Source organism: Candidatus Chlorobium masyuteum, assembly GCF_011601315.1.
Lineage (GTDB): Bacteria > Bacteroidota > Chlorobiia > Chlorobiales > Chlorobiaceae > Chlorobium > Chlorobium masyuteum.
Map to the genome: position 1 here is coordinate 572,864 of NZ_JAAORA010000001.1, position 16,010 is coordinate 588,873.

19 protein-coding genes and 1 tRNA gene are annotated in these 16,010 nt (G+C 48.6%); 13 read left to right on the top strand and 7 right to left on the bottom strand.

Features of this window, described 5'->3' with window-relative positions; all coding sequences use genetic code 11:
- Positions 1 to 6 precede the first annotated feature (6 nt).
- The gene (locus G9409_RS02660; RefSeq protein ID WP_166807279.1) at positions 7 to 837 is read right to left on the bottom strand and encodes a glycerophosphodiester phosphodiesterase family protein; all 831 of its coding nucleotides are present in this window, start codon (positions 835 to 837) and stop codon (positions 7 to 9) included.
- Between the two features lie 252 nt (positions 838 to 1,089).
- A complete protein-coding gene (locus G9409_RS02665) occupies positions 1,090 to 1,398 on the bottom strand; it encodes a hypothetical protein (RefSeq protein WP_166807280.1) in 309 nt (102 codons plus the stop codon).
- Positions 1,399 to 1,652: 254 nt separating this feature from the next.
- Here G9409_RS02665 and G9409_RS02670 point away from each other — a divergent pair, with 254 nt between their 5' ends.
- Entirely contained in the window at positions 1,653 to 1,823 is a 171-nt protein-coding gene (locus tag G9409_RS02670; protein WP_166807281.1) for a YqaE/Pmp3 family membrane protein, read from the top strand.
- Positions 1,824 to 1,922: 99 nt separating this feature from the next.
- Complete coding sequence (locus G9409_RS02675) at positions 1,923 to 2,396, top strand: universal stress protein (protein WP_166807282.1); 474 nt, start codon at positions 1,923 to 1,925, stop codon at positions 2,394 to 2,396.
- A gap of 28 nt (positions 2,397 to 2,424) precedes the next feature.
- On the opposite strand, the gene leuA is transcribed toward G9409_RS02675, so the two are convergent.
- Positions 2,425 to 4,107: a 2-isopropylmalate synthase gene (gene leuA, locus G9409_RS02680; protein ID WP_166807283.1), complete on the bottom strand. Its 1,683-nt coding sequence runs from the start codon at positions 4,105 to 4,107 to the stop codon at positions 2,425 to 2,427.
- 320 nt (positions 4,108 to 4,427) lie between these two features.
- A complete protein-coding gene (locus G9409_RS02685; RefSeq protein ID WP_166807284.1) occupies positions 4,428 to 4,910 on the bottom strand; it encodes an META domain-containing protein in 483 nt (160 codons plus the stop codon).
- 252 nt (positions 4,911 to 5,162) lie between these two features.
- On the opposite strand from G9409_RS02685, the gene G9409_RS02690 reads away from it, so the two are divergent.
- From G9409_RS02690 to rnc, 10 genes are all read left to right on the top strand, one after another.
- Positions 5,163 to 5,234 (top strand) — tRNA-Asn (locus tag G9409_RS02690).
- A gap of 148 nt (positions 5,235 to 5,382) precedes the next feature.
- The gene (locus G9409_RS02695; RefSeq protein WP_166807285.1) at positions 5,383 to 5,910 is read left to right on the top strand and encodes a YceD family protein; all 528 of its coding nucleotides are present in this window, start codon (positions 5,383 to 5,385) and stop codon (positions 5,908 to 5,910) included.
- Positions 5,911 to 5,935: 25 nt separating this feature from the next.
- Positions 5,936 to 6,127, top strand: a complete 192-nt coding sequence (gene rpmF, locus G9409_RS02700; RefSeq protein ID WP_006367159.1) for a 50S ribosomal protein L32 — start codon at positions 5,936 to 5,938, stop codon at positions 6,125 to 6,127.
- Between the two features lie 28 nt (positions 6,128 to 6,155).
- Positions 6,156 to 7,181: a phosphate acyltransferase PlsX gene (gene plsX, locus G9409_RS02705; protein ID WP_166807286.1), complete on the top strand. Its 1,026-nt coding sequence runs from the start codon at positions 6,156 to 6,158 to the stop codon at positions 7,179 to 7,181.
- Positions 7,182 to 7,280: 99 nt separating this feature from the next.
- Positions 7,281 to 8,273, top strand: coding sequence for a beta-ketoacyl-ACP synthase III (locus G9409_RS02710; RefSeq protein ID WP_166807287.1), 993 nt, complete (start codon positions 7,281 to 7,283; stop codon positions 8,271 to 8,273).
- Positions 8,274 to 8,304: 31 nt separating this feature from the next.
- Positions 8,305 to 9,213 carry an ACP S-malonyltransferase gene (fabD, locus tag G9409_RS02715; RefSeq protein WP_166807288.1) on the top strand — a complete coding sequence of 303 codons (909 nt, stop codon included), beginning with the start codon at positions 8,305 to 8,307 and terminating at the stop codon, positions 9,211 to 9,213.
- 181 nt (positions 9,214 to 9,394) lie between these two features.
- Positions 9,395 to 10,132, top strand: a complete 738-nt coding sequence (fabG, locus tag G9409_RS02720; RefSeq protein WP_166807289.1) for a 3-oxoacyl-[acyl-carrier-protein] reductase — start codon at positions 9,395 to 9,397, stop codon at positions 10,130 to 10,132.
- Positions 10,133 to 10,218: 86 nt separating this feature from the next.
- Positions 10,219 to 10,458 (top strand): acyl carrier protein, encoded by a 240-nt coding sequence (gene acpP / locus G9409_RS02725; RefSeq protein ID WP_006367164.1) that lies wholly within the window; start codon positions 10,219 to 10,221, stop codon positions 10,456 to 10,458.
- Between the two features lie 53 nt (positions 10,459 to 10,511).
- On the top strand, positions 10,512 to 11,765 hold the full coding sequence (fabF, locus tag G9409_RS02730; RefSeq protein WP_166807290.1) for a beta-ketoacyl-ACP synthase II: 1,254 nt from the start codon (positions 10,512 to 10,514) through the stop codon (positions 11,763 to 11,765).
- Positions 11,766 to 11,812: 47 nt separating this feature from the next.
- Positions 11,813 to 12,589 (top strand): ribonuclease III, encoded by a 777-nt coding sequence (gene rnc, locus G9409_RS02735; RefSeq protein ID WP_235923215.1) that lies wholly within the window; start codon positions 11,813 to 11,815, stop codon positions 12,587 to 12,589.
- A gap of 105 nt (positions 12,590 to 12,694) precedes the next feature.
- On the opposite strand, the gene G9409_RS02740 is transcribed toward rnc, so the two are convergent.
- The 3 genes from G9409_RS02740 to G9409_RS02750 all read right to left on the bottom strand — a co-directional run bounded on the left by G9409_RS02740 (position 12,695) and on the right by G9409_RS02750 (position 15,245).
- Positions 12,695 to 13,711, bottom strand: coding sequence for a virulence RhuM family protein (locus G9409_RS02740; RefSeq protein WP_166807292.1), 1,017 nt, complete (start codon positions 13,709 to 13,711; stop codon positions 12,695 to 12,697).
- Between the two features lie 210 nt (positions 13,712 to 13,921).
- Positions 13,922 to 14,686 carry a hypothetical protein gene (locus tag G9409_RS02745; protein WP_166807293.1) on the bottom strand — a complete coding sequence of 255 codons (765 nt, stop codon included), beginning with the start codon at positions 14,684 to 14,686 and terminating at the stop codon, positions 13,922 to 13,924.
- 13 nt (positions 14,687 to 14,699) lie between these two features.
- Positions 14,700 to 15,245: a hypothetical protein gene (locus tag G9409_RS02750; protein ID WP_166807294.1), complete on the bottom strand. Its 546-nt coding sequence runs from the start codon at positions 15,243 to 15,245 to the stop codon at positions 14,700 to 14,702.
- Between the two features lie 413 nt (positions 15,246 to 15,658).
- On the opposite strand from G9409_RS02750, the gene G9409_RS02755 reads away from it, so the two are divergent.
- Positions 15,659 to 16,009, top strand: a complete 351-nt coding sequence (locus G9409_RS02755; protein WP_166807295.1) for a hypothetical protein — start codon at positions 15,659 to 15,661, stop codon at positions 16,007 to 16,009.
- The last annotated feature ends 1 nt before the right edge of the window (position 16,010 follow it).

Sequence of the window (16,010 nt, forward strand, 5' to 3'; positions counted from 1 at the left end):
GAGAAGTCAATCCTGCAGTGAGGAAAGAGTCAGCGCCACTTCGGGATAATCGGTTATGATTCCTTCCGCGCCCAACTGCTTCATCCTCACCATATCTTCAGGGCAGTTCACCGTCCATGGAATCATACCAATCCTCTTCGCATGGAGATATTCCGCCGTCTCGCGATCAACAAGTGATAGATGGGGATTGAGATAGCGGGGCAAAAAGCCCAGTTCCGGGAGATAGCGATCGATATGCTCTCGCTCTGCAATCAATAAACCATAGCAAAGCTTCGGGTTCTGTTTCCAGGCTGCCCTGACCAACCGGTGATCGAAAGACTGGAGACGAACCTGCCCGGAGCGAGCCGTATCTTCAACAATCCGGAGAACAAGGGCCGCATAACTATCCGGTTCGGGATGAAAAACACCATCCTTGTCCGGCCAGGATTTCAGCTCCAGATTATAGACCATTCGCCCCTCCATACCCCTCGATGCCATATAGCTGTCAACCTCCCTGAAAACAGTTGAAAGCAGCGGCTTGTATGCTGAAATCCGCTGCTGGAGCGGAAAAGAGGGGTGCCGCCCGCCACAGTCGAAAGCGGAAATATCGGCATAGGTCATGTCGTAGATTCGATGGCTCATCCCCTCATCTGCGGCAAGAGGACGACCAGCGGGGTCATGACAAAGGGGGCCTGAGAGCCATGGATCGTGAGAGACGACAATCTCATGATCTTTTGAGACCACAAGATCAAGCTCCAGAACGCGCACCCCGAGATCTGCCGCCTTGCAGAATGCCTGGAGGGTGTTTTCAGGGAAAAATGATCTTGCCCCCCGATGTGCCTGGATTTCAAATGTCATGATGCAAACTGAAACAATAACGGATAGCTAAAGCAACACCGGATGCAAATAATAAACGTATCTCGTTGGTCAGCAAAAAGCTGAAGATCTGCATCAATAAGCTTAAAAAAAGAGCGCTCTCCCATTACAGAATGGGCTGATGGAAATCAGTAGACAGGATCGGGCGGATTGTCAGCAGTACCGGATAGAAACCCGGCAAAAATCAGTATCAGACGCAGTAGAGCAAAAAAAGTGACGCCGGAACGCTCAGCCCTATGCGTTTCGATTACCGGAAACCGGACGTGATACCTTTGAAAAACTCTTTTTCTTCGGCTTTCTTTTCTGCGGCTTGTTTCCGTCCGTACTTTTCGGGGACGGATGCTTGCCCGCACCGCTCACACCGAAAATATCGGAAGTTGTTTTGTTTCTGATTTTGTTAAACCGATTTTTTCGATACTTCTTTTCAAGGTCGGCATAAGGACTGGGCGGGTCTGGAGAGGTCTTGTAGTTATTAAAATTCGGTTCGTCAATGACCTCATCAACATCATCCAAAACCACGTCGGGATGAACTTTATTAAGCAACTTGTTTCTGTTTATGTTCACAAATCAGGAGTATTCCTTTTACTCACGATTATTACTGAAGGGAGTCTAATTTACAATTTTAGAAGCAAAATGCAAATGATAGTATCAGGAAGCTTCCCTGTATAACGATGAGTCCCGATACTTGTGTAGAACAAATAAATAGCTGCAATAATCTGTATAGTGTTTTTACATTGCTTGTTGACTGTTTATGTATTAATTTTGCATTATTTCATTTATAACAAGGGAGCTCCACAATGGATATTCGCAGACTGGTTCTTGCCGTTATTCTTCCTCCTGCCGCAGTCACCAACAAAGAGGCCGGAACAATCATGCTGACAGGAATTCTGACCGTATTCGGCTGGCTGCCGGGTGTTGCTGCCGCTCTTTTTCTCATCTCCCAGGAGAAGCGTCAGACCTCAGCCTGATACTCTCGTAGCTGCAAGCTTCATTAGTTGGCCTGATTTCCGATATGGTGAACTGATGAGGTGACGGGAGTGATAGCGTAAAGGTTTCTGTGTAAAGAGATGATGAATGCCATGAAGCTTCTTGTTGCTATCGACTTCTCGGAATCTGCCGAAAGCGTTATTGCAGAAGCAGAAAAACTTGCCAAAACCCTTTCGGCAAAAGTTTTTCTGCTTCATGCCATGCCTCCCCTCTCTCCGATCATGGATAACGTGGACGATGCTGCCACACTTCCTCAACCGGGCATCCCCTTCCAAATGGAGAGCCTCCCCCGACTCTCTGCATCGGCAAAAGAAAAGCTGATTGAAATTTCCGGCAGAATGCAGGCCGAGGGGATTGAGTGCGCCATCATCCTGACGCACAACAATGAGGTCGAGGCAATTATCGAAGAGAGCAAAAAAAACCGCATTGACATGATCCTGCTTGGCTCTCACGGGCACGGGGCACTTTACCATCTCCTGATCGGCAGCGTTTCTGAAGGAGTGATAAGAAAGGCATCCTGCCCGGTCATTATCATTCCTTCAAAAAAGCAGTAACCACCGGCAAAGCACAACCGCAACAAAGTCAAGGAAGCCGGTTCAGGGCACTGACAATTGCCTTGATCGAGGCAAGGCTGATATTGGAGTCAATACCGGCGCCAAAAGAGATGCGGCCATCTGCACAGCCGATTTTGATGTAGGCGATTGCCAGAGCTCCTGAACTGCGACCGATTGCGTGCTCGGCATATTCGTCAACACTGAATTCAAGACCGCTTGCATTGATGATCCCCTTGACAAACGCATCAAGCGGCCCGTTACCCCTTGCATCAAAAGAGAACTCCTGCTCTTTCATCTGCACGATAGCGCTGATAAGCGTCGCTTCTTCATCATTGCGCTGAAGGTCCTCATCATCCCAGCTGATATGGCACTTCTTCAGGATAACCGGCTCAACAAGCTTTACATACTCCGCATGAAAGAGGTCATGAATCTGATCGGTTGACAGCTCAATCCCCGTCCTGTCAGCAACAGCCTGAACAGCTTCAGCAAAATCAGGCTGCATCCATTTCGGTATCTGGATCCCGTAATCCTTCTCAAGTACATAGGCTACTCCGCCCTTACCGGACTGACTGTTTATGCGCACAATGGCCTCGTAGCTGCACCCGACATCCTCCGGATCAATCGGAAGATAGGGAACCGCCCACAAACCTTCAGGCGAAAGCGGCTGAGCTTTCATGCCCTTGCTGATAGCATCCTGGTGCGAACCGGAAAAGGCAGTATAGACCAGCTCACCCGCATAGGGGTGGCGGGGATGAATCTCCATTCGGGTGCAGCGGAGGTAGATTTCGCGGATCCGGGGAAGATCCGAGAAATCAAGCTCGGGATCAATCCCCTGGGTAAACAGATTAAGCGCCATAACCACGATATCCATATTTCCGCACCGCTCACCATTACCAAAGAGTGCCCCTTCAACACGATCGGCACCGGCCATCAGGGCCAACTCTGCTGTAGCTACTGCGGTTCCCCGGTCATTATGGGCGTGGACACTGATGAGCACTGCCTCCCGATTCTTTATGTTGCGACAGAACCACTCTATCCGGTCGGCGTAAATATTGGGCGTGGACATTTCAACCGTTGAAGGGAGGTTCAGGATGATTTTGTTCTCTTGAGAAGCTCCCCATACATCCATAACCGCATGACAGACATCAAGCGCATAATCCAGCTCCGTGCCGGTAAAACTTTCAGGACTGTACTCAAAACGGATACCGGTAACACCGGACTCATCCTTCAAACGACGGACAAGAGCTGTTCCCTCGACCGCAATTGCCTTGATTTCCTCTCTGTTTTTTCGAAATACGATTTCCCTCTGCAGGCGCGACGTCGAGTTATAGAGATGCACAATGGCATGCTTTGCGCCTCTGATGGCGTCGAAAGTCCTGCGGATCAGATGCTCGCGGGCCTGGGTCAGAACCTGGATAGTGACATCATCCGGAATCAGCCCCTGCTCTATCAGGCGACGCACAAAGGCAAACTCGGTAGCCGAAGCTGATGGAAAGCCGACCTCAATCTCCTTGAAACCGACCGAGACAAGAAGCTGAAACATGGCAACCTTCTCCTCTACACTCATCGGTATCGGTAGCGCCTGATTGCCGTCGCGAAGATCCACACTGCTCCATATCGGCGCTTTGGTAATGCGCTTGTCGGGCCAGCTCCTTGAAGGCAGATCAACTGACGGGTATGGTGCGTATTTTCTGAAATTCATCTTTTTCATTGCTCCTCATCCTCCTTTAGTCATCTTTAAACGATAAAAGCCACCTACCCTCTAAGGGCGGCGGCTTTAAAACTGTTTTTCTCTACTCTAAAAAAACGAACTAAAAACCGCAACCCCTCCGAGCCATGATGCTCTGTAGCAGACCAAGGGAAAGCTGCAGTATGCCGGTGTTCGCTGTGTACATGATTGCTGTCACAAATAAAACTCGTGTATTGTCCTTTTGTCAAATATAAAAAAATACCCGAAGCATGCAAGAACAGGTCGGACGCCCGGGATCAAATGGCCGTGCTGGGAAAGAAGACAAGCATCAGGAATAGAGCTCAGGAGGCCCGCACCGCGATCAGCTCAATTACCTTGCTGCCATCTTTACTGAAAAGCTTCAGGAGTGCGCCGGATATCTCATATCGAGCAACCTGCCGAAGCGCCTTGATAAACTCCCGCTCTCTTGCCATAATCGCCCCGGAGCAAGCCATCTCCGTCCGGTCTGCCGGAGATAAACGGAGGAGGTCGGCAGTGCGGCTGTAAGAACCCATAAACGAATTACAACCGGTGTATCCCCTTATATACCCGGAAGCATAAAGTACCAGAGATACATCAAGCTTCTGACCAGGTAAAAACATAACCCGGCTGCCATTTATTTCCACAGCCCTCCATGTTGTATTGATCAGGGGCTTCCTCTGCTCCGGCTTTGACAATTGCTGTGAACAGCCGCTTGCAAGCAGCATCATCGACAGCAACAACACCGCAAATCGCCTGTAGTCCAGCCATCCATGACTGTTCATATCATGCACCATCTTTGACATATTCCAATCATTTGAAATTCCGGATCCCCTGAGCAATGGATACTCTTATCAATAAGAATAGTAATTACTGTTCCCTCATGCAAACAGTTCGCAAAGAGAAAGTAAAGGAGAAAAAGGTCTACGGGGAGATCAACGTTCCATACCGGCGGACGGGATCGAAAAATGCACAAAAAAACACAATGCAGGTTTGTATTTAAAAATTACAAATGTATATTATCTGCCCATTAGCACACCAGCGTTGATGGTACAGATTCCGCGATAGCTCAATGGTAGAGCATGCGACTGTTAATCGCAGGGTTGCAGGTTCGAGTCCTGCTCGCGGAGCTGAAAAAAGCAGATGTATCGGAAGATACTTCTGCTTTTTTGTTTCCCTGAAAACATGCAACCCGGCGCATGATGATGTGCAATTCACGCTTTTCATTTTCCATAATAATTTTTGTACATTGGTGTTCTTTTACTGAAAAGAGGGTATATGCATAAAGAAAAAGCGCTGATAGAGATCCCGCTCGCGGGTCTTGTGCAGGGAACCCATGAATTTGATTTTACCTGTAAAGCTCGTGATTTCAGGGATCAGCAGTTTACGGATGCCGGCTTCACCGATGAGGTCCATGTGCGGGCGACAGTCGGGAAACGTGAGCGCGAGGTGACGGTAGCAATTGAAGCATCAGCTGATGCCGATTTTACCTGTGACATCTGTCTTTCTCCGGTATCAAAAACTCTTGACGGCACGTTTTGTATATATTATGTCTGCGGTGAGCCTCCTGAAGAGGAGCAAATCGGTGATGAAGAGTACCGAATTCTCGACAGCAATGCGATTGCGATTGATATTACTGAAGATGTGAGGGAGACACTGCTGCTGTCGATACCGATGAAAGTAACCTGTCCGGATAATCCGGAGTGCCGACTTTATAGAAGCGAAGAGGTAGATCAGGCCGCTCAGCCCGAAGAGACAAGTTCATGGCATGAGTCGCTTGAAAAACTGAAAAACAAGTATTGTTAACTGATTATAAATAAAGAGGACAGTCATGGCAAATCCTAAAGCCAAAATGTCAAAATCCCGAAGGGATAAAAGACGAGCACAGTTCAACGCAAGAACCAAACCGGCTACCACGGTAAACTGTTCCAACTGCGGCGAACCAACCCTTCCGCATCGCGCATGCCGCCATTGCGGATTCTACCGTGGCAGATCGATAGTCGCCAAGTTGGCAAACAGCTGATCACCCTAACAAGACAAAAACCCCAATCATGTTGACTATTGCTGTTGACGCCATGGGCGGAGACAACGCTCCCGCCTGTGTGATCGAGGGAACTGTTCAGGCTTTACAGGAGAGTGACAACAGGTTTGAAGTTGTACTTATCGGCCAGTCGGATAAAGTAGAACCGCTTCTTGCCGCATACGATATGAGTTCACTGAACCTGAAGTTTCTGCACGCCCCTGAAGTGGTGACCATGGATGATATTCCGGCCACCGCCGTCAAAACCAAACAGCAATCATCACTGGTGAAGGGTCTTCAGCTCTGCAAGGAAAAGCAGGCGGATGCATTTGTCAGTGCCGGCAATACCGGTGCACAGATGGCCGCTTCGCTCTTTGTCCTCGGCAGGATCCCCGGCGTACTTCGTCCGACCATCTACGCCTATTTTCCCCGTCTCGGTGAAGGGTTGACCAATATTGTTGATGTCGGAGCCAACGTAGACTGCAAACCGGAAAATTTGGTCCAGTTTGCTGAAATGCTGACCATCTACCAGCGCTACGGTGCAGGAATTGAGAAGCCAGTTACCGGCCTTCTCAATATCGGAGAGGAGGAGGGCAAAGGCTCTGAAACGCTCAAACAGACCTACTGGCTGTTGAAAGAGGCCGACAGCAAAGGGAAAATCAACTTCATCGGAAATATTGAGGGGCATGATATCCTGAAAGGGAAAGCCTCAATTGTGGTCTGCGACGGGCTCGTCGGCAATACCATCCTCAAGTTTGGAGAGAGCATTCCTGAATTTCTCGGTTCCCTGTTCAAATCGTCGCTTGAACAGCTCATGGCATCGGGCAAGATCGACCAGAGTACCGCAAAAATAACCTCGGAGATGTTCAAAGGAATGTTTGAGCCGTTTGATGTTGAAAAATTCGGCGGAGTTCCATTCCTCGGTGTTGACGGCATCTCCATTGTCGGTCATGGACGATCGTCGTCAAGGGCGATCAAAAACATGATCTACATGGCCGAACATATGGTTGAAAAACGTGTCAATGCTCATATTGCGGAAGTCCTGAACGAAAAGTAAACGCTTATCTATCCGCACCCCCGCTGTTGCCCGGCAATAATCCCTGAGCAGCAGGGCAATTTTTTGTTACATCCTGCAGAACACATCAGATAGCAACCCATGAAAGCTGTAATTACGGCGACAGCCAAATATTTACCAGAGTCGGTTCTGAGTAATCATGATCTCGAACTCATGCTCGAAACCAATGACGAGTGGATTCGGACAAGAACGGGCATCAGTGAACGTCGTATACTCCGAGATCCGGAAAAAGCTACATCATACATGTGTGGAGAGGTTGCTCGCCAGCTTCTTGAGAAAAGAGGAATATCGGCAGACGATATCGAGCTGATCATTGTTGCAACCATGACTCCGGACATGCTCTTCCCCTCAACGGCATGTTTTACCCAGAGTATCATCGGAGCAAGAAATGCCTGGGCATTCGACCTCAATGCTGCCTGCTCGGGCTTCCTCTATGCGCTGCACACCGCATCACAGTTTATCGAGTCAGGAGTCCACAAAAAAGTCATGGTTATCGGTGCCGACAAGATGTCGGCGGTTATTGACTATACCGACCGCTCTACGGCAATCCTCTTCGGTGACGGCGCCGGCGGGGTCATCCTTGAACCGGCAGCGGAGCAGGGCTTCGGCATCCTTGATGCCCGCTTGTACGCTGATGGTGAAACAGGGACCAACCATCTGCTCATGACCGGCGGAGGAAGCCGTCATCCGGCTTCCCATGAAACGGTTGACAAGAGAATGCACTACATCTATCAGGACGGGAAACAGGTTTTCAAATCAGCCGTTATCTCAATGGCCAATGTTGCCGAAGAGATCATGACCCGCAACCAGCTCACTTCAGATGACATTGACTATCTTGTTCCTCATCAGGCAAACCAGCGCATCATCAACGCAACAGCCGAACGGATGGGGCTTGATGAGGCCAAAGTCGTCTCAAACGTTGCCCGCTACGGCAACACCACTGCAGGAACAATCCCGATCTGCCTTGCTGAACTGGACGAAGAGAATAAGCTGCATAAAGGCTCAAATCTGGTTCTGGTAAGCTTCGGCGCAGGCTATACCTGGGGCGGTATCTATCTGAAATGGAGCAAGTAACCATTCACCAAACAGAGCAACCATCAACTACATGAAGGCATTTGTTTTTCCGGGACAAGGCTCCCAGTATTGCGGCATGGGGAGGGATATTTTCGAAACCTACCCCGCCGCACGAACCCTGATGGAAAAAGCTGACGCGATACTCGGCTTCTCCATAACCGATATCATGTTTTCGGGTAGCGAAGAGGATCTTCGTCAGACAAAATATACCCAGCCGGCAATATTTCTGCACAGTTTAGCCGTTGCTACGCTTATCGGCAGAAAGGATATCGTCATGACCGCAGGACACAGCCTTGGTGAATATTCAGCTCTCTGCATTGCCGGTGCCCTCAGCTTTGAGGATGCCATCCGTATTGTTGCTAAACGGGGTGAGCTGATGCAGAATGCCGGGCAGCAGAATCCCGGAACCATGGCGGCGATCATCGGTATGCCTGATGCGGCACTTCCTGAACTGCTTGCAGAAGCGGCAAGTGAAGGGATCGTTCAGGCTGCAAACTATAACTCTCCGGGTCAGATTGTCATTTCGGGCGATCTTGCCGCAGTAAAAAAAGCTGTTGCGCTTGCCCCATCAAAAGGCGCTCGCATGGCAAAAGAGCTGGTAGTTTCCGGAGCTTTTCACTCCCCGCTTATGAAGCCTGCTGAAGAGGAGCTCGCCCGGGCCCTTGAGCTCATCGACATAAAAGATGCTGAAATTCCGGTGTGCATGAACGCCGTAGCTCACTCGGTCACCGGTGCAGCGGAGATCCGCAAAAACCTTATTTTACAGCTAACCAGTTCCGTGCTGTGGTCGCAATCCATTGAGGCCATGGTCAAGAGCGGTGTTACCGAATTTATAGAGATCGGCCCTCAGAAAGTTTTGCAGGGTCTGATAAAAAGAATCGATAAATCGGTATCGACAAAAGGTATCGACACCGCTGCGGACATTCAGGCTTTAGTTTGAAATTTGTGCAACAAGGGCACCTCTATAAATTGTCGTAAGCGGTTTGAGTACGAGGCAGCGCAGAAACCGGAATGTACAAGTAGTACTTGAGGATTTCGAGCACCTTCCAACGAAATAATCGAGTCGCGGAACAAATTAATAGCGGTACCCACAATGTCATCAACATCAACCGACAGAAACTATGTTTGAAGGAAAAATTGCTCTTGTAACAGGCGCTGCCAGAGGTATCGGGCAGGCCATCGCATTTGACCTGGCTGCCAAAGGTGCCGATATTGTTGTTTGCGATATCAAAGCCGAATGGTTAACGGAAACAGCCGAAGGTGTTGAAAAACTCGGACGTAAAGCCTATTGCTTTGAGCTCGACGTCACCAACGCCGAAGCGGTAAATAACGCGGTCAATGATATTGTCGCTGCAACAGGCAGAATCGACATCCTTGTCAATAACGCAGGCATCACCCGTGACGGGCTTCTGATGAGAATGAGTGAAGAGGACTGGGACGCGGTGCTCACCGTCAACCTGAAAGGAACATTTTCCTGCACCAAAGCGGTCAGCCGCATCATGATGAAACAGCGGTCAGGCTCGATCATCAACATAGCTTCAGTAGTCGGTATTATGGGCAATGCCGGGCAGGCAAACTATGCCGCATCAAAAGGGGGAGTGATAGCCTTCACCAAGTCGGTCGCAAAAGAGCTCTCATCCCGTAACATCAGGGCCAACGCTGTCGCTCCGGGATTCATCTCTTCAAAGATGACCGATGCACTCACCGACGATGTCCGCCAGAAAATGCTTGATGCAATACCTCTCGCCAGCTTCGGCACTCCGCAGGATGTAGCCAATGCCGTAGCATTCCTGGCAAGTGACCAATCCTCCTACATCACCGGCCAGGTCATCAGCGTCAATGGCGGTATGGTTATGTGATTTGGGCAAGGTTATTTTCTTCGTATATTGACAGACTTTTTTAAAAAATTTTCATACAACAACCAACTCTTAATCGGGAGAACACCATGACCCAGGCAGAAATCAAAGACAAAGTATACGATATTATCGTCAGCAAGATGGGCGTCACCAAAGATCAGATCAAAATGGAATCAAAATTTTCCGATGATCTCGGTGCAGACTCACTTGACACGGTTGAATTGATCATGGAGCTCGAAAACGAGTTCGGCGTTCAGATCCCTGATGAAGATGCTGAAAAGATCGGCACCGTGCAGCAGGCTATCGATTACATCGTCAGCAAAAAGTAATCAGCATTCCGAGCGGCAAAGCAGGCAAAAGGTAACCAGTTAAATCAGAATCTATGGCTCAGGAGCGTAAAAGAATTGTCATTACCGGAATAGGGGTATTAACTCCTATAGGTCTTTCCAAGGAGGAGTTTTGGGACTCTCTCTACAACGGGAGGAGCGGAGCCGCGCCTATCACCTATTTTGATACCACTGATTTTGCAACAACCTTTGCCTGTGAGCTGAAAGGGTTTTGTGCGGCAGATCATATCGACAGAAAATCTGCCGACAGAATGGATCCCTACTGCCAGTATGCCGTTATCGCCGCAGGTCAGGCACTGAAAGATTCAGGACTTGACCTGAAGGAGATTGATCCGCTCAGAATCGGAGTGGTTCATGGTTCAGGCATTGGCGGAATGACCACCTATGAACAACAGTTCGAGAACTTCCTTGAAAAAGGACCGCGTCGCATCAGCCCTTTCTTTATTCCCATGCTTATCCCCGACATTGCTGCCGGGCAGATATCCATTCGCTACGGCCTCATGGGCCCGAATTACGCAACAGCTTCCGCATGTGCTACCTCTCTTCATGCCATTATTGACGCCTACCTCCTCATTAACGCAGGAATGGCTGATTACATGGTGTGCGGCGGTTCAGAGGCCCCGATTACGCGAATGAGTGTCGGCGGATTCAACTCGGCCAGAGCACTCTCTACGCTCAATGATCGGCCACAAGAGGCGTCACGCCCTTATGACCGCGATCGTGACGGCTTTGTGATGGGAGAAGGCGGCGGAACCCTGATTCTTGAGTCCCTTGAATCAGCAAAAGCACGCGGAGCTAAAATCTATGGCGAAATTGTCGGCGTAGGCGCGACTGCCGATGCCTATCACCTGACAGCCCCTCACCCGGAAGGGCTTGGAGCGGTCAATGCCATGAGAACAGCCATTGCCATGGCTGGAATTGCCCCCGAAAAGATTGACTATATCAACACCCACGGCACCTCTACCCCGCTTGGTGATCTGGCAGAAGTTGCCGCCATCAAGACGGTCTTTGGAGAGCACGCCAAAAAGCTGAGCATCAGCGCAACAAAGTCCATGACCGGCCACCTGCTTGGCGCTGCCGGAGTAGTTGAGTCGATTGCCTGCCTGCTTGCCCTCCAGCATCAGACGGTTCCCCCGACAATCAACTGCGACAACCTCGACCCGGCAGTTGATATTGATGTAACACCCAATAAGCCAAAAAAACGGACCATAGAGTATGCCCTCAACAACGGGTTCGGCTTCGGCGGTCACAACGCTTCACTGATTTTCAGGAACGGTTCATCCCTCTGAGGAAAAGATTGCTGCCACTGGAGAAGTTTTGGGAAAAGCTGAGAGGCTTGTCTAATTCATCTGAAGGTGGTGACGGGAGTAATGAAACGGTTCTTCCGGCGCTTTCAGAGGAAACGATAGCCTATCTGCACCGACTTGTCGGTGAACCTGCAAGCAACCTGCTGCTCTACCAGACAGCCCTGACACACCGCTCGGTTGTCCATGATCCGGCGACCCAACACCTTGTTGAATCCAACCAGCGCCTTGAATTTCTGGGTGATTCGGTGCTCGGCCTTCTCATTTCCGATTACCTGTTCAGATCATTTCCCGGGAGTGCCGAAGGAGAGCTTTCAAGCAACCGCTCCAAAATCGTCAATCGTAAATCCCTGGCCGGATTTGCAGCAAGCCTGAACCTCGCAGACTACCTCCTTACCGGAGAGTCAGCCGACCGCAATAAAATCACCTCCAGCGATTCCGCGCTTGCTGACGCCTTTGAATCACTGACCGGCGCTATCTATCTCGACAAAGGGATCCTTGCGGCAGAAAATTTCATCCGCAAGCATGTTCTCGAACATGAAAACTTCAGGATGATTGTCGAAGCCGAACATAACTACAAAAGCCGCCTGATCGAGTACACCCAGTCGCGCCACCTCCCGATGCCGGTTTACTCTGTGCTTGAAGAGTCCGGAGCTGAACATGAAAAACAGTTCAGGGTAGGAGTATCGTGCAGCGACCAGCACCTTGGAACCGGCACCGCTCGCAGAAAAAAAGATGCAGAGCAGCTCGCCGCCAAAGAGGCCCTCAGCATCATTGATGCCGCAGAAAAGGAAGAGACCCCGATCTGACATTTCGAACCCTCCCTCGTGTCATTGCAAACCCACCTCCAGTCCGGCAGAAAACAAAGATAATCTGTGAAGCTTTGGAGTAGTGAAATGGCGCAACAAGTGCAGTTAGTTGTGACTGTCCTCATCCCGCTTCCGTGTGGATTTCAGTTGTTTTATATCCTGCTCAAGTTCCCGAAGGTTCTCTTCCTGCTTCGGTTGTTTCAGGGCTTCTTTGTACTTGTCGTATTCAAGCGTTGATTTTTCCAGTGCTATCTGATGACTGATTGTACCTGCATGGGTAAGCAGTTCGCGACCATTGAGCAGAATAATCGAATCCAGACGCTGAATCCAGTCTTTCATGTACATCGGCGTTCGCTGCTGCGCCATCACTTCCGCAAAAGCAAGGTATTGCTCCACCAGCAGGCCAAGCAATTTAATTTCATTTTCCTTGAGATAATTTTTAGCAATACCCACATCGCCCTTGCGAACAGAAACCCCCGCTTTATCAAAGGAGAGCATTCCCATCAGCGGCAGTGAAGCATCAGCGCGGCGATAAACAAGTTCCGCTGCTGTCTGCATACTGATTGCCCAGAGTAACTTATTTTGTACCACCTTGAAAAATTCGATGGTGCTTTCAGCTCCGGGGTCATAATCAATACTGGTGGTGTAGATATCTTTGATTTTCTGGTAAAAGAATCGCTCCGACAACCGGATTTCACGGATACGCTCCTGCAGTTCCGTGAAATAGTTCATCGAGCTTCCACTCTTGAACCGATCATCATTCAGCAAAAAACCTTTGACAATGTATTCCCGGAGCCGCTGCGTCGCCCAAATGCGGAACCTCGTACCCTGCTGCGATTTGACACGGTAACCGACGGAGATGATCACGTCCAGATTGTAGTACTGAACATCATAGTTTTTACTGTCTGCCGCAGTTGTCCGGAAATTCCGGACAACTGCTTTTTCATCCAGTTCGCCCTCACTGAAGATATTGAGAATGTGCTCCGATATGGTTTTTTTGCTCTTGCAGAACAGCTCTGCCATATGCGCCTGCGACAGCCAGACCGTTTCGTCTTCAAGCCGGACATCTATTTTTATTTTACCATCCGGAGCCTGGTAGATAAGCAGTTCGGAGTTGTTCATGTAAAAGTCTCCTTTTGTGGTATCACATCAAGCCTCGGCTTTCCCTGACAAATCATTCTTATATACACTGCATCACAACCGCTTGCTTAACCCGCAGCACTGTCGCGTAACCCGTCATGCCACTGCCACAAGCCAACTCCCTGTCTCATTCCGAACCGTCCCTCCTAATTTCAAATCCCCAACACGCCCCAACTCGATAAAAAAATGAGGCTAATGCGGTATGCGTTTTAAGAATACATTCATAGAGAAATCAGATTCTTTCCAGTACTTGTTTGCTATCTGGTAGACTTTCACCCATGACATAAACGAATACTTTGATTCTCCTGACGTTTGGGAATTTTTTTTATCGAGACCAAGCTTGCGCACAACGACCTCAGGTCTTGATTCAAAGCCTAAATCTGCAAATAGGAGCTCTGCCCATACCTTCCCGATATTCTCCGTTCTTTCGAGCTGTTTTTCATCGAAGGGCATAGTGTATTTCGCCTCAAAGATGTACAGGGTATCATCAACACAGATGACCAGATCAGGCTTGGCGTTGAACATCGCCTGGAGTGCTCCATAAACCTGTATATCCCCCGGTTTTTCAAGTGTACCTGCGTCTTTGAGTTTGTAAGCAATCTGTTTGGGATGAGTTTTCCACGGTTGACGCAACTCTTCTGGCTCCAGTCCGGAAAATTTTGTGTATGCGTCGGGCGCCACTCCTTCTTGGGCAGCAATCAACTCACAAAGATCTTTGAGATAATCAGCACTTTCTGGCTTTCCGGTAACCTTATCTTTCCTGATTTTTCTTTCGTAGTATGCATCTCTTACAAGCGCGGCTTCACAATAGATGCGAGGGTGCCCATTAAAGTCAATCTCGAGGAAATCCTTAAGAGGGCGCCAGCGGGGTTGATCTTCAAGAAGGAGCCTGAACAAGTGAGCGCACATGTCCCTTTCTTCTCGGTTGTATGCCAGATAATCAAGGTATTGATGCATTGAGATAGTTCCGTTAGGATGTCAGGTAGTAACGTACTACAAGAGCGCTAATTGCTATTATAGCCCAGATACTTGGGAAATAAATATCCCAGGCAATTCTTATGAATCGCCATTGATGACGTATTATATCGCCATTGTAATCAATCAGAGTGCTGATGTCCGAAATGTCTTTTGGATCAATAATATCATGATCAGGATCATATTCATCTCTCAGATGGTTTCCAATATGGGATTGATCGGTCCATGTATTTGTTAGAACTGATATCCAAAATGATATGGCCAGATAAATGACAATAAGGAGTAGCACAAGTGCTGACGAGAATGTTACTGAGGGCTCTAATTTTGCACCAATCCCAGCCGTTGATAAACTTCCCAGAGTAATACTCATCTTTGGGTCAATTACCAGCAGCAACGACGAGGCAAGTAACCATGACCTTCGAATTTTTCTCGATGACTCACCAAGTTCTGTAAACTTTTTTGAGACATCAAGCACGAGTCTATTGTAGTGTTCAAGCAGCTTGTTGATTTTGATACGGGCATCAGCTTCCTTTTGCGCCATAACGGTAACAGTTCAGCTCTATTATGGATGGAGTGTAAAACCGTTAAATATAAGCATCATTTATTTACTTCAAGCAAATGAGCTGTATCAAGTTAGAGGCACTTAATATCAATCCATCCTGAATTGGTTTTTGCGTTGGGGGGATGATCTCGGTTTAATCCACTTTGAGTTACCCCTTTAAAAACACCCCTCACTTAGCGTAACATTGTCACGTAAGCCGTATATTCCAAGTAACCACTCTTGGATCATCTCTTTGTAGGGAAAACGGTTAACAATTATCAATCCTTTATCCGGCCTACCGCATTATTCGATATCAGAATATTCGGCTTGAATTTTTAGCTCTATTTATTGATATATATTACAATATTATTCATATTGAGAATATGGGGCGATGTTGGAAAATTCAGGAATCTGTGTTTTTCGAAAGAAGGCTCGTCCGATTCAAAAAGAATAACAAAGGCCTCGACGAGCTTCTTTTTGATAACCTTGACACCTACTTTAATGCCTTGCAAGCAGGCTCGCTGCCTGTTAACATCAAGGCCGGATTTATTCACAGGGAGCCTTACGGAGTCAAGGCGATTGATCAAAAAGGTCGCAAAAAGCCGGGCATGGGGAAACCGAAAGAAGCCCGACTCTATATTTTTCCCGATACTGATACCAACACCCTTCACTTGATCACCGTCGGAGATAAGAATTCCCAAAAAGCCGACATCACTGACTGCATCGATTTGGTCAAAGATTTAAAGAAAAACAAAGGGAGCTGAC

Bases quoted from the DNA above. Each gene is read 5' to 3' on its own strand.
- G9409_RS02660 (WP_166807279.1), bottom strand. From the start codon at position 837: ATGACATTTGAAATCCAGGCACATCGGGGGGCAAGATCATTTTTCCCT.
- G9409_RS02670 (WP_166807281.1), top strand. From the start codon at position 1,653: ATGGATATTCGCAGACTGGTTCTTGCCGTTATTCTTCCTCCTGCCGCA.
- G9409_RS02675 (WP_166807282.1), top strand. From the start codon at position 1,923: ATGATGAATGCCATGAAGCTTCTTGTTGCTATCGACTTCTCGGAATCT.
- leuA (WP_166807283.1), bottom strand. From the start codon at position 4,107: ATGAAAAAGATGAATTTCAGAAAATACGCACCATACCCGTCAGTTGAT.
- G9409_RS02685 (WP_166807284.1), bottom strand. From the start codon at position 4,910: ATGTCAAAGATGGTGCATGATATGAACAGTCATGGATGGCTGGACTAC.
- G9409_RS02695 (WP_166807285.1), top strand. From the start codon at position 5,383: ATGCATAAAGAAAAAGCGCTGATAGAGATCCCGCTCGCGGGTCTTGTG.
- rpmF (WP_006367159.1), top strand. From the start codon at position 5,936: ATGGCAAATCCTAAAGCCAAAATGTCAAAATCCCGAAGGGATAAAAGA.
- plsX (WP_166807286.1), top strand. From the start codon at position 6,156: ATGTTGACTATTGCTGTTGACGCCATGGGCGGAGACAACGCTCCCGCC.
- G9409_RS02710 (WP_166807287.1), top strand. From the start codon at position 7,281: ATGAAAGCTGTAATTACGGCGACAGCCAAATATTTACCAGAGTCGGTT.
- fabD (WP_166807288.1), top strand. From the start codon at position 8,305: ATGAAGGCATTTGTTTTTCCGGGACAAGGCTCCCAGTATTGCGGCATG.
- fabG (WP_166807289.1), top strand. From the start codon at position 9,395: ATGTTTGAAGGAAAAATTGCTCTTGTAACAGGCGCTGCCAGAGGTATC.
- acpP (WP_006367164.1), top strand. From the start codon at position 10,219: ATGACCCAGGCAGAAATCAAAGACAAAGTATACGATATTATCGTCAGC.
- fabF (WP_166807290.1), top strand. From the start codon at position 10,512: ATGGCTCAGGAGCGTAAAAGAATTGTCATTACCGGAATAGGGGTATTA.
- G9409_RS02740 (WP_166807292.1), bottom strand. From the start codon at position 13,711: ATGAACAACTCCGAACTGCTTATCTACCAGGCTCCGGATGGTAAAATA.
- G9409_RS02745 (WP_166807293.1), bottom strand. From the start codon at position 14,686: ATGCATCAATACCTTGATTATCTGGCATACAACCGAGAAGAAAGGGAC.
- G9409_RS02750 (WP_166807294.1), bottom strand. From the start codon at position 15,245: ATGGCGCAAAAGGAAGCTGATGCCCGTATCAAAATCAACAAGCTGCTT.